Annotated in this window: 10 protein-coding genes; 6 read left to right on the plus strand and 4 right to left on the minus strand. The window is 63.1% G+C overall.

Annotated elements, in window-relative coordinates:
* Positions 1-153: 153 nt before the first annotated feature.
* Positions 154-2,451, minus strand: a complete 2,298-nt coding sequence (locus PG883_RS20535) for an FdhF/YdeP family oxidoreductase (protein WP_010674611.1) — start codon at positions 2,449-2,451, stop codon at positions 154-156.
* Positions 2,435-3,220: a formate dehydrogenase accessory sulfurtransferase FdhD gene (fdhD, locus tag PG883_RS20540; RefSeq protein ID WP_210600952.1), complete on the minus strand. Its 786-nt coding sequence runs from the start codon at positions 3,218-3,220 to the stop codon at positions 2,435-2,437. Before fdhD ends, PG883_RS20535 begins: the two co-directional genes overlap by 17 nt.
* Before the next feature lie 161 nt (positions 3,221-3,381).
* On the opposite strand from fdhD, the gene PG883_RS20545 reads away from it, so the two are divergent.
* Complete coding sequence (locus tag PG883_RS20545) at positions 3,382-4,260, plus strand: LysR family transcriptional regulator (protein WP_210600951.1); 879 nt, start codon at positions 3,382-3,384, stop codon at positions 4,258-4,260.
* A 62-nt stretch (positions 4,261-4,322) separates the two neighbouring features.
* Here the strand turns inward: PG883_RS20545 and PG883_RS20550 are convergent, their stop codons facing one another.
* Complete coding sequence (locus PG883_RS20550; RefSeq protein WP_210600950.1) at positions 4,323-5,174, minus strand: type 1 glutamine amidotransferase domain-containing protein; 852 nt, start codon at positions 5,172-5,174, stop codon at positions 4,323-4,325.
* Between the two features lie 129 nt (positions 5,175-5,303).
* Here PG883_RS20550 and PG883_RS20555 point away from each other — a divergent pair, with 129 nt between their 5' ends.
* The 5 genes from PG883_RS20555 to yjfF all read left to right on the plus strand — a co-directional run bounded on the left by PG883_RS20555 (position 5,304) and on the right by yjfF (position 11,115).
* Positions 5,304-6,257 (plus strand): LysR family transcriptional regulator, encoded by a 954-nt coding sequence (locus tag PG883_RS20555; protein ID WP_270807917.1) that lies wholly within the window; start codon positions 5,304-5,306, stop codon positions 6,255-6,257.
* A gap of 283 nt (positions 6,258-6,540) precedes the next feature.
* Positions 6,541-7,500 (plus strand): galactofuranose ABC transporter, galactofuranose-binding protein YtfQ, encoded by a 960-nt coding sequence (ytfQ, locus tag PG883_RS20560; protein ID WP_010674607.1) that lies wholly within the window; start codon positions 6,541-6,543, stop codon positions 7,498-7,500.
* An 85-nt stretch (positions 7,501-7,585) separates the two neighbouring features.
* Positions 7,586-9,094 carry a galactofuranose ABC transporter, ATP-binding protein YtfR gene (gene ytfR / locus PG883_RS20565; RefSeq protein ID WP_210600948.1) on the plus strand — a complete coding sequence of 503 codons (1,509 nt, stop codon included), beginning with the start codon at positions 7,586-7,588 and terminating at the stop codon, positions 9,092-9,094.
* A 1-nt stretch (position 9,095) separates the two neighbouring features.
* Positions 9,096-10,115, plus strand: coding sequence for a galactofuranose ABC transporter, ATP-binding protein YtfT (gene ytfT / locus PG883_RS20570; RefSeq protein WP_210600947.1), 1,020 nt, complete (start codon positions 9,096-9,098; stop codon positions 10,113-10,115).
* Positions 10,108-11,115: a galactofuranose ABC transporter, permease protein YjfF gene (gene yjfF, locus PG883_RS20575; RefSeq protein ID WP_010674604.1), complete on the plus strand. Its 1,008-nt coding sequence runs from the start codon at positions 10,108-10,110 to the stop codon at positions 11,113-11,115. Before ytfT ends, yjfF begins: the two co-directional genes overlap by 8 nt.
* A 183-nt stretch (positions 11,116-11,298) precedes the next feature.
* Here yjfF and PG883_RS20580 read toward each other — a convergent pair whose 3' ends face one another.
* Complete coding sequence (locus PG883_RS20580) at positions 11,299-12,327, minus strand: MBL fold metallo-hydrolase (RefSeq protein WP_104455875.1); 1,029 nt, start codon at positions 12,325-12,327, stop codon at positions 11,299-11,301.
* Between the last annotated feature and the right edge of the window lie 495 nt (positions 12,328-12,822).

The following is a 12,822-nucleotide window of genomic DNA, read 5'->3' on the forward strand; positions in this document are numbered from 1 at the left end:
TGCACGGCGACAGCAGGGTGATGGTGGTGGTGTGTTTGGAGACAGCCAGTTTACCAGCACCCTGTCTGTCAACTTCCACTTTCCCAGGATCCCGCGAAGAACCTAAAAAAACCCCTGCCATGGCAGGGGTCGGACGGTATCCATGTCAGGAGATCAGAGCGTGACGGCCAGGCTCTCGACCGAGGCGGCGCTCGGGGTCACCAGTACGGGCACCGATTTGGAGGTGGGGGTGAAAGAGCCCTCCCCTATGCTCTCGATGGCCACCAGGGGGTTGGTCTCCGGGTAGTAGGCGGCGATGTTGCCTTTCGGGATCTCGTAGAAGATGACGCTAAAGCCCCGCACCACCCGCTCGCGCCCGTCGTTGCACACCGCACTCATGTCCACCCGCTGCTCCTCGGCGAGCCCCAGCCTCCTGGCATCCTCCTCGTTCATGAAGACCACGTTGCGTCGCCCCTTGATGCCGCGATAGCGGTCATCCATGCCATAGATGGTGGTGTTGTACTGATCGTGGGAGCGCAGGCTCTGAAGCAGCAGCACGGGCTGGTCCACCATCTGCTCCGCGTGGCTGGTGCACTCGGGCAGGATGGAGTCCGGCAAACGGCTCGCCCTGAATTCGGCGCGCCCGCTCGCGGTGTTCCAGCGCAGCAGGGCGGCGCTGTTCTCCAGATGGAAGCCGCAGGGCTCCTCGATGCGGCGGTTGAAGTCGCCAAAGCCCGCGATGGTCTCCTCGATGAGATCCCGCAGCAGCCCGTAGTCATCCCGCAGCGCCAGCCAGTCCACCCGATCGCTGCCAAGCGTTGCCTCGGCCATGCGAGCCACGATGTCTATCTCGGAGAGACAGAGCGGCGAGACCGGCTCGTTCATCCCGGTGGAGGCGTGCACCATGCTGAAGGTGTCCTCCACGGTGATCTTCTGCACCCCGGAGCGCTGCTGATCGAGCTCGGTACGGCCCAGGCAGGGGAGGATCAGGGCATCTTTTGACACCATGAGGTGGCTGCGGTTGAGCTTGGTGCTGATCTGCACGTTGAGCTCGCTCCTTCGCATCGCTTCATAGGTGAACTCGGTATCCGGCGCGGCGGCTGCCAGGTTGCCCCCAAGGCAGATGAGCACCTTGCTCTTGCCGCCATGAAGGGCTTTGAGGGCCTCGTAGACGTTGTGCCCCGGCGTGCGCTTGAAGCCCACCGGGAAGCGGCGCTCCAGGCGATCGAGGAAGGCGGCATTGGGTTTCTCGTTGATCCCCATGGTGCGGTTGCCCTGCACGTTGCTGTGACCGCGCACCGGACAGAGTCCGGCCCCCGGCTTGCCAATCTGGCCGCACATCAGGTGCAGGTTGACGATTTCGCGAATGGTGTCGACCGAATGCTTGTGCTGGGTGATCCCCATGGCCCAGCAGCTGATCACGCTCTCGCTGCTTGCGAAGATCTGCGCCGCCCGGGTGATCGCCTCCCGACCGAGGCCGGATTGCGCCTCGATCTGCGTCCACTCCGTGGCCTTCACCTGGGCCAGGTAGTCGTCAAAGTGCGCGGTGTGCTGCTCGATGAAGGCGAGATCGATGCGCCCCCCCTCCTCTTCCAGGATGTATTTCGCCATGCCGCGAATGGCCGCCATGTCACCGCCCAGCTTTGGCGTGAGGTACTGGTGGCTGATGGTGGTTGCCGCCGGGGTCAGTAGCTCCGCCGGGCTCTGGGGGCTTGCGAAGCGCTCGAGGGCCACCTCTTTGAGGTTGTTGAAGGTGACGATCTGGCACCCCTGGCGTGCCGCCTTGCGCAGGGCGTTCATCATGCGCGGGTGGTTGGTGCCCGGGTTCTGGCCAAAGACGAAGATGGCTTTGGCGGCGTCGAAATCATCGAGCACCACGGTGCCCTTGCCCACCCCGACGGACTGGATAAGCCCCACCCCGCTCGCCTCGTGACACATGTTGGAGCAGTCGGGGAAGTTGTTGGTGCCATAGAGACGGCCAAACAGCTGATAGAGGTAGGAGGCTTCGTTGCTGGCGCGTCCCGAGGTGTAGAACTCCACCTCGTCGGGGCTGGCCAGGCTCTTGAGTTTGTCGGCGATGAGGGCAAACGCCTGATCCCAGCTCACCGGCTCGTAGTGATCGGTGGCCGGGTTGTAGCGCAGGGGCTCCGTCAGTCGCCCCTGATATTCGAGCCAGTAGTCGCTCTGGGTGGCGAGACGGCGCACCGAATGCTCGGCGAAGAAATCGGCCCCCACCGTCTTGCCGGTGGATTCCCAGGCCACCGCCTTGGCGCCGTTCTCGCAAAACTGGAAGGCCCCCTGCTTGTTGTCACCCCAGGCGCAGCCGGGACAGTCAAAGCCGTCGGTCTGGTTGACCCGCAGCAGGTTCTTGATGTTCTGGCGGGTCTTCTGGCTGCGCAGCACCTGCTTGAAGGTGGACTGCAGGGAGGAAAAGCCGCCGGCCTTGGCCGGTTTTTCAATATGACTGGACATGGGAGTCTCCAACGTGATCCTGGGCGCGGGGGCTGGCATAGCAGACCGGGGCATCGGATCGGGGCACATGGATCAGGGTCAGGTTGTACTTCAGGGCCAGTCGCACCGCGAGCTGACTGGGGGAAGCAAGGCTGATGAGGTGAGCGGCGCCAAATTGCACCGCCTTGTGAATGAGTTCGCTGCCGCAGCGGCTGGTGATCACCAGGGTGGCGGCCTGCACCGGCTGGCGCAGCTGCATGCCGATGAGCTTGTCCAGGGCGTTGTGCCGCCCTATGTCCTCCCGGCAGGCCAGGATCTCGCCGCGATCATCCAGCGCCAGGGCGGCATGAAGGGCGCCGCTCTGGCGGGCCTTGCTCTGCCAGGGGACGATGCGCTCCCGCAGATCCTGCAAAGAGGCGGTGTCGAAGGGGGCACCCGGGGTCAGCGGGGTGAGCACGGGCAACGCATGTTCGATGGCCTCCACCCCGCAGATGCCACAGCCGCTGGCACCGGCCAGGCGGCGCTTGCGCTGGCCAAGCATTGCTAGACAGCGGTTGGCGATGGTGACATCGAGCACGATGCCGTGCTCGGACGGGGTGATCTGGATATCGTGTACATCGTGGTTGCCCCCGATGATCCCCTCGCCAAACAGAAAACCGATAGCGAAATCGTCGAGATCGTCCGGGGTGGCCATCATGACGGCATGGTTGATGCCGTTGATGTTGACTGACACGGCCACCTCCTCCACCAGCTCATCCAGACTGGGCAACCGTGAATTGAAAGGGATCATGCGAGACGCTTATAAGCTGTATTCGGGCCTCAAGTTTAGATAAGCCGCCGCGCCAAAACCAATGAAACAAATCTATTCACCAATAGATAACTTCTATTGCTATCGGGATGTCGATTGATTAAATTTGTCGCTCATTGCCTTTGCCTGCTGCCATTACCACGATGAATATCAAGCAGTTGCACTATTTCTACGAGCTGGCCCAGCACCGTCACTTCGCCAAGGCGGCCAAGGCTTGCTTCATCACCCAGCCGACCCTGTCAGCCAGCATCACCGCCCTGGAGAAGTCACTTGGCACCGAACTGGTGGTGCGCAACAGCCAGTTCGTGGCCCTGACCCAGGCGGGGGAAGTGGTGCTGCACCACGCCGAGCGGATGCTGCAGGAGCAGGATGCCATGCGCCAGGAGCTGAGCCTCTTTCGGGGCGGGCTGTCGGGAGCGCTGCGCATCGGCGTCGTGCCCCAGTCGAGCATCGACATCATGCCGCTGCTCAAGGGGTTCAACGACGCCTACCCCAAGGTGGGCCTGCACCTCTGCGTGATGACCCATGCCACCCTGATGGAGCAGCTGGATCTGCATCGCATCGACATCGGGCTCGGCTTTGACGAGTTGCTTACCGAGCATCAGCGCCGGGCCCTCGACGTCCAGCTTCGCCACCCCAACCCCATGGCCCTGCTGGGCCCCCTGCCTGCCCACTGCGCCCCGACCGGGCCGCTGACCCTGGCGGACCTGCAAGATCTCCCCCTGATCCTGCCAAGCACCACCATGCAGTTTCGCCGCTACCTGGACGAGGCCGCCGCCCGCCAGCAGATCAGCCTGCGGGTGGTGCTGGAGACCGACTCCCTGTTCCACCTGGTCAACGGGGTGAGCCACGGCCTGGGCTGCGCCGTGGTCAGCGCCGGCATCGCCGCCACCGCCCAGCATCTCTTCAAACTGCCCTGCCACCCCTTGAGCGATGCGAGCGCAGGCACCATCGCCTTCATCACCCGAAAACACAGTGTCACCCCCGCCATGAAGGCGTTTCTCGCCAAGGCAAGGGCATGAAAAAGGCAGCCCACGGGGGCTGCCTGCACTGATCAAGGGGGGAACTTGCGCCTCTCCTCGCGTCAGCCTGCCCCTTGCTGTTTGTCCAGCGCCGCGATGAAGGCGCTCGCCAGGGCGTGGTCGGAGAAGGGATTCTGGCCTGTGATGAGCTCGCGATCGATCACAACGCCAGGCTGCCAGGGTGCCACGAACTGCATGCTGCCGCCGGCCTGGGCCACGGCCTTCGCCGGGTAGTAGCGCAGCTTGTCACCCCCAAGGGAGCCTTCAAACACCGCCTCTTCCTTGTCGGAGAAGATGGTCATCCTGTAACCGTCGTAGATCCACTCTCTGGCGCCGTCTGCCTTGCCTGCAATGACCGACTGCTCGAACCCGGCCGGATCCGCCTGCGCCGCCAGCAGCGCGATGGGGCCATGGCAGATGGCGGCCGTGGGTTTGTGGTTGTCATGGAAGTGGCGAAGCAGGGTCCCCACCTCGGGATCCTTGGCAAGATCGATGAGGGGTGCGTGGCCGCCGGGAATGAAGAGGCCGGCATAGCGCTCGGGACCGGATGCCAGCACCTCCCTCAGGGAGAGCACCTTGCCGGCGCCAAGCAGCCCCTCCACGACGGCGCCGATGCGCACCATCTCCTGCGGGTTGCCACCAAAGTACTGGGGATCGACGGAGTGCGTGTCGACAACGGGCCGGTTCCCTCTCGGGGTCACCGGGGTCAGGGTATAACCGGCCTCCAGCAGGGCGGCGGCAGGCACCCCCAGTTCATTCTGGTAGAAGCCGGTGGTCAGGCTCTTGCCCCCTTGCAGCGGCAGTTCGGTCTCGCTCGAGAGCAGCACCAGGATCTCGCCTTTCGGGGCGGCGCTGGCCGCAGCGGAGGTCGCCAGCAGCAGTGAGGCCAGCACGGCCTTGAGGGTGTTCTTCATCGTGATCTTCCTTTTGATGGCAGTGATCGATCGGTCGGCCACCGGGCCGCCCTCGATGAGCAATTTACTGATTACCCACGGACGAATAAACTCACTCCATTGAACTTGATTATTTACATAGATGAACATATGTCCCGTGCCTTCGACCCCGTCCAGCTCGGCACCATAGAGCTCTTTTGCAAGGCAGCCGAACTTGGCAGCTTTACCGCCACGGCTCAGGTACTGGGGGTAACGCCCGCCTCGGTGAGCCGCTCCATCCAGCGTCTCGAGGCCAGGCTCGGCGTCAAACTCTTCCATCGCACCACCCGCAGCGTGCGCCTCACCCATGACGGGGAGCTCTATCGGGAGCAGTGCCAGCAGGCCCTCGAGCAGATCGCCGAGGCCGAGCGGGCCATCACCGGTCGCCAGCGCCACCCCAAAGGAGTGCTGCGCATCAGCGTGGGCACCGTCTATGCCCACCACCGTCTGGTACCCCTGCTGCCAGGCTTCATGGCCGCCTATCCCGAGGTCGAACTGGAGCTCAATGTCTCCAACAGGAACATCGACTTCGTGGAGGATGGTTACGATCTGGCCATCCGGCTGGGGGAGCCGCGCGATGGGCGGATCATCGCCCGCAAGCTGGAGGATGCCAGCCTCGGGGTCTTCTGCGCCCCCGATTATGTCGCCCGCCGCCCCGCGCCAACCTCCCTGGAAATGCTGTCGCAACATGATCTGATCCAGTTCATCACCCCGAGCACGGGTCGCCCCTTCCCCTGGCAGTTTGTGGATGAGCAGGGATCCCCTGTCGATCTCCATCTGCACAGCCGCCAGCGGGTGCTGGACGACGTGCTGGCGGGCCTGGGCTGGGCGGTGGCAGGGGGCGGCCTGTTCCAGATCTACCATTTCGTGGCGGCCGAGGCGCTGTTGCAAGGCAAGCTGATCGAGGTGATGACCCCCTTTGCGGGGCGATCCCGCCCCTTCTACGCCCTCTATCCACAGCACCGTCACCTCTCGGCCCGGGTCCGGGCCTTCGTGGATTATCTGCTGGCAGCGGTGCGCCCAGAGGGGTCGCCTGTGCCAGGGGCATATCCCCCTCTTCGTTGACGAGGGCCCCTCATCTGCGTGCCTGCGCCCCCGATACCGGGGGCAAAAAGCAGGTGGCACTCTGGACACAATAGTTGCCTAATTAAATAAATATGCATAAAAATCAATACAGGCAGGGCTCGATATATGAACTCTTCTGCTGTTTGTATGAAGCATCGTGCTGCTGAAAATTTTCTGTGAGCCACCTCCCGCCGTTTAATTCAAGAGCCTATAACCTTGACCCGTACAATAAAAACCTGACGTGTTCCGGTTTATTTCACCATGCATCACAAAGGAGTGTCATATGTATAAAAAAGTGAAACTGGCGAGCATTATCAGCACCCTTATTCTCTCGGCCACTGCATATTCTGCAGAGATGACCGTGGGCTTTTCTCAAATTGGTTCTGAATCCGGGTGGCGAGCTGCAGAAACATCGGTCGCCAAGAGCGAGGCCCAAAAACGCGGTATCATCCTGAAAATTGCCGATGCCCAGCAGAAACAGGAGAACCAGATCAAGGCCATTCGCTCCTTTATTGCCCAGGGGGTGGATGCCATCTTTATTGCCCCCGTGGTACAGACTGGCTGGGAGCCGGTATTGCAGGAGGCGAAAGAGGCCGAGATCCCGGTCTTCCTGCTGGATCGCAATATCACGGTAAAAGATGACGGTCTCTTCATGACCGGGGTCGCCGCCGACAGCGTCCACGAAGGGGAAGTGGCAGCCCAGTGGCTCATCAAGCAGCAGGATGGCAAACCGTGCAACGTGGTGGAATTGCAGGGCACGGTGGGTGCCAGCGTGGCGCTGGATCGCAAGAAGGGCTTCCTCGACACCGTCTCAGCCGTGCCCACCATCAAGATCATCCGCACCCAGTCCGGCGATTTCACCCGCAGCAAAGGCAAGGAAGTGATGGAGAGCTTCATCAAGGCGGAAAATAGCGGCAAGAATATTTGTGCCGTCTACGCCCATAACGATGACATGGCCATCGGCGCCATCCAGGCCATTAAAGAGGCCGGGCTGAAACCGGGCAAGGATATCAAGATCATCTCCATCGATGGCGTGCCGGATATTTTCAAGGCGATGATCGCAGGCGAAGCCAATGCCTCGGTGGAGCTCACGCCGAATATGGCGGGACCGGCCTTCGATGCCCTGCTGGCCTATAAGAAAGATGGCACCCTGCCCCCCAAACATATCAAGACGGAGTCCAAACTGTTTGAGCCCGGGAGTGCCGAGGCGCAGCTCGAGCTGAAAAAAGACATGGGTTATTAATCCCGCTCCCCCGCCAGACTGTCACATAGCGCGCCATATAAGTGATTGAACTTGTATGGCGCGCTATATCGGAGAGCCAATGTTCATGTCAGAGAACACTCACGATGTCGTATTGAATGCCCGCGGAATATGCAAGACGTTTCCCGGAGTACGAGCCCTGCATCAGGTGGACTTCTCCCTGCGCCGGGGAGAGATCATGGCGCTGCTCGGCGAGAACGGGGCCGGCAAGTCCACGTTGATCAAGACCCTCACCGGTGTCTATCAGCGAGACGCCGGCCGTATCGAACTCGATGGCGTCCCCATCTCCCCGACGGACACCGCCCATGCCCAGCGTCTGGGGATAGGCACCGTCTATCAGGAGGTCAACCTGCTGCCGAACATGTCGGTGGCGGACAACCTCTTCATCGGCCATGAGCCCCGCCGTTTCGGCTTCATCGACCGGGACGCGATGACCCGGCAGGCCAGCGCCATCATGGCCAGCCACGGCTTCGAGATGGATGTCACCCTGCCCCTCGACCACTACTCGGTCGCCATGCAGCAGATCGTGGCCATCGCCCGGGCGGTGTCACTCTCCGCCAGGATCCTGATCCTGGACGAGCCCACCGCGAGCCTGGATGCCAGCGAAGTCCAGATGCTCTTCTCTCTCATGACGCGCCTGCGGGATCAGGGGGTGAGCCTCATCTTCATCACCCATTTTCTCGATCAGGTCTACGCCATCAGCGATCGCATCACAGTGCTGCGCAACGGCGAGCTGGTCGACACCCGCGACACCCAGGCACTGCCACAACTGGAGCTGGTCAAGATGATGCTGGGACGCGAGCTGGACGACAATGCCCTCAAGCGGGCGGGCAAGACACGGCGCAGCAACCAGCCCATGGTGTCGTTCAGGGACTATGGCAAGCGGGGAGTCATCGCCCCCTTCAGTCTCGACGTCATGCCCGGGGAGATAGTGGGTCTCGCCGGCCTGCTCGGGTCCGGTCGTACCGAGACCGCCGAGCTGATGTTCGGCATAGTGCCGAGCGACAGCGGCGAGTGCCGGGTGCGGGACAAGCCGGTGACCATCCGCTCTGCACGCCAGGCGGCCGCCAACGGCTTTGGTTTCTGCCCGGAGGATCGCAAGAGCGCCGGCATCATCGCCTCGGCCTCGGTGCGGGAGAACATGGTGCTGGCCCTGCAAGCCCAGCGGGGCTGGTTGCATCCCCTGTCTCGCAAGGAACAGGACGAGATCACCGCCCGCCTCATCGAGCAGTTGGCCATCAAGACCCCGGGACCAGAGCAGCCCATCCAGTTTCTCTCCGGGGGCAACCAGCAAAAGGTGCTGCTCGCCCGCTGGCTGCTCACCAAACCCCAGTTCCTGATCCTGGACGAGCCCACCCGGGGCATCGACGTGGGGGCCCACGCCGAGATCATCCGCCTCATCGAATCCCTCTGCGCCAACGGGCTGGCCCTGCTGGTCATCTCCTCCGAGCTCGAGGAGCTGGTGGGCTATGCCGATCGGGTGATCGTCCTTCGTGACAGAAAACAGGTGGCAGAGCTTGCGACGGACGCCCTGAGCGTCCCTGCCATCATGAACGCCATTGCATGTGAGGCCTGATATGACGTCATCCATCCTCCCCCTCACCAAGGGGTCGCGCACCCGCAGAGAGTGGCCCACGGGCTCGGCCCAGTGCGCCGCCCTGGTGTGCGTACTGCTCATCAATGCCCTGGTCGCCGACAACTTCTTCGCCATCCACATCCAGGATGGGCGGCTGTTTGGCAGCCTCATCGACATCCTCAACCGCTGTGCCCCGGTGGCCCTGCTCTCCCTCGGCATGACGCTGGTGATCGCCACCGGCGGCATCGACCTGTCGGTGGGAGCCGTCATGGCCATCAGCGGGGCCACCATGGCCAGCCTGGCCACCGGCGGTCACAGCCTGCCGGTCATCTTCGCCGCCGTCATCGGGGTGGGCCTTCTGTGCGGCCTGTGGAACGGCCTGCTGGTGGCGGTGTTCAAGATCCAGCCCATCGTCGCCACCCTGATCCTCATGGTGGCGGGCCGGGGCATCGCCCAGCTCATCACCGAGGGGCAGATCATCACCTTCAACAACGACGCACTCGCCTGGATCGGCAGCGGCTCCCTCTTCTATCTGCCCACCCCGGTCATCATCACCCTGGGCATGGCGCTGCTGCTCTGGCTGCTGACCAAGCGCACCGCCCTCGGCCTCTTCATCGAAGCGGTGGGGATCAACATCAAGGCCGCCAAGAACGCCGGGCTCAACACCCCCATGGTGGTGATCGCCACCTACCTGTTGAGCGGCATGATGGCCGCCGTCGCCGGCATGATAGTCGCCGCCGACATCCGGGGTGCCGATGCCAACAACGCCGGGCTCTGGCTCGAGATGGACGCCATTCTGGCGGTGGTGATAGGAGGCACCTCCCTGATGGGGGGGCGCTTCAACCTCGCCCTCTCCCTGATCGGCATACTGATCATCCAGGGGGTGAACACCGGGATCCTGCTCTCCGGCTACCAGCCCCAGTGGAACCAGATCGTCAAGGCCCTGGTGGTGCTGGCGGTGCTGGTCATGCAGTCACCGGCCCTCAACCACCTCTTCCAGCGAGGGACTCGCCATGTTTAAACGCAACCTCCCCCTGATGGTGACCATCATGGTCTTCGTGCTGGGCTATCTGCTCTGCCTGGCCTCCTTCCCAGCCTTCATGTCCACCCGCATCATCTGCAACATCCTGACGGACAACGCGTTTCTGGGAATTGTGGCGGTGGGCATGACCTTCGTCATCCTCTCGGGGGGCATCGATCTGTCGGTGGGGGCCGTCATCGCCTTCACCGGCGTGCTGCTGGCAACGCTCATCGGGAAGCTGGGCGTCAGCCCCGTGCTGGCCATCCCTCTGGTACTGGTGCTCGGAGCAGGCTTTGGCGCCCTCATGGGCTGGCTGATCGACACCCTGAAGATCCCCGCCTTCATCATCACCCTGGCGGGCATGTTCTTCCTGCGGGGGGCCAGTTTTCTCATCTCCGAGCAGTCCCTGCCCATCGATCATCCCACCTTCACCTACCTGTCGAGCCTGTCGTGGAAGATACCGGGGGGCGGTCGCCTGAGCCTGCTGGCCCTCATCATGCTGGCGGTGGTGGTCTTCGGCATCCTGCTCGCCAACCGCACCCGCTTTGGCAACAACGTTTACGCCATCGGCGGCAACGCCACCTCGGCGGCCCTGATGGGGATCTCGGTGCGCCACACCACCATTCGCATCTACCTGCTCTCCACCACCCTGGCGACCCTGGCAGGCATCGTGTTCGCGCTCTATACCTCGGCGGGCTATCCGCTCGCCGCCGTCGGGGTGGAGCTCGATGCCATCGCCGCCGTGGTCATTGGCGGCACCCTGCTGAGCGGCGGGGTGGGTACCGTCTTCGGCTCCCTGTTCGGGGTGCTGATCCAAGGGTTGATCCAGACCTACATCAACTTCGACGGCACCCTCAGCTCCTGGTGGACCAAGATCATCATCGGCCTGCTGCTGTTCAGCTTCATCGCCCTGCAGCGCCTGCTGATCCTGGTCTCGGAACACCGCAAGGCCAACAAGCCAGGTCCCTTCAAGCGCCAGGTTGCCGCCCAGCCCGAGTGAGGTATCAGCAAGACTCTGGTAGCAGAAGATAACGCGGGCAAGGCGCTCCCGTGCGCCCTCCCCGCCTGGCCATAGCAGGTCCGGCGCAGAGGATGGGGAGGCAGCGGGGGCGCTCACAGGGCCCGCCCCCAGCCTCCCGCACGCCCCTTTGAGGGGTGACACCGTCTTTGGAGGGCACTCAGGTCAATCGCGCCACCAGGGGCTGCCCTCATGGGGGCTCAGCACCTCCAGAGGCTCCCCCATGAGAGGCGTGGTCAGAGGTATCTGTTGCTCGGCAGCCAGTCGGGCAATCTGCTCAAGCGGGTCGTTCCAGCGGTGCATGGCCAGATCGAAGGTGCCGTTGTGCACCGGATAGAGCCATTTCCCCCCGAGATCGTGAAACGCCTGCGCCGTCTGCGCCGGGAGCATGTGCACCAGCTCCCAGCGCTTGTCGTAGGCCCCGGTCTCGAGGAAGGTCACGTCGAACGGACCGTAGCGCCTGCCAATCTCCTTGAAACCGTCGAAGTAGCCGCTGTCACCGCTGAAGAAGAGGTTGACCCCCTCGCCGCGAATGACCCAGGAGGCCCAGAGGGTCTGGTTGCCGTCCCCGAGGCCACGGCCGGAGAAATGCTGGGCCGGGGTCGCTACCAGGGTGACACCGCCCACCCGGGTCTGCTGCCACCAGTCCAGTTCGCGGATCTTCTCCTTCGCAATTCCCCAGGCCATGAGGCGCGCCCCCACCCCGAGGGGCGTGATGAAGTGGCCGACCTTCTCCTGCAGCGCCAGTATGGCCCCGTGATCGAGATGGTCGTAGTGATCATGGGAGAGGATCACCCCCTCGATGGGAGGCAGCGCCTCCAGGGTGATGGGCGGCTGATGCCAGCGCTTGGGGCCGAACCACTGCACCGGTGAGGCACGCTCGCTGAACACGGGATCCGTCAGCCAGAACGTGCCCTGCAACTTCAGCAGCAGAGTGGAGTGGCCGAGGCGCCACACGCTGTTGTCCGGCGCCGCGATGAGCCCCTCCCGGGTCATGACCTGTACCGGAATGGCGCGATCCGGCACCGTGCCCTCAGGCTTGGCGAACAGGAAGTCCCACCAGAGCCTGACCCCTTCCCAGAGGCTTCGCGCCTGGGGTGTCACGGCATTGTTGAACCGGCCCCCCTGATATTGCGAAGAGTCCGGGTGTTCGGGCAGACCCGGTTTGAGTAGAGATGCGATCATGCCAATCATCAGGGCTCCTTTGAGCAACCACAGAAAACGGTGCCCCTCAGGGGCGCGAAAAGAGGCTGACGGGTCTGCATTCATGACACGCCTGTCAGCCTGGTCTCTGGTGAGTCGGGAGCAACCCCTGCACGGGGCCGCACCTTCCATAAAACAGAACGGGAGAGTCGCACGGTATGAAACCGGTGCCCGGCGTCTTCAGCAACGGCAAGATAGCCTGCCCGGGCTCCCGCCACCAGAGGAGTTCGCGTTGCCGCGTGGCCCCGGCATGGTGTCGCATCAAGCGCATGGCCTCACCTGCTCTGCCGGCGCCAACAAAAGGAGGCGTCAGATGGCGTACTGCAAGAGCTTGCAGTGCTGAAAGTCAGAAGATGGCTGGGCCATAGAGGCCACGGGGTAATCCCCCCATTTTTTGGAGCACTCAAAAGTAGAGGTCATGCGGCCTGTGCCAAGCGCTGTTTCGGCGTGTAGCCGCCCAGCGCCATATTGGGCCGCTCATGGTTA

This window comes from Aeromonas sp. QDB25 (genome assembly GCF_027707725.1).
Taxonomy (GTDB): domain Bacteria; phylum Pseudomonadota; class Gammaproteobacteria; order Enterobacterales; family Aeromonadaceae; genus Aeromonas; species Aeromonas caviae.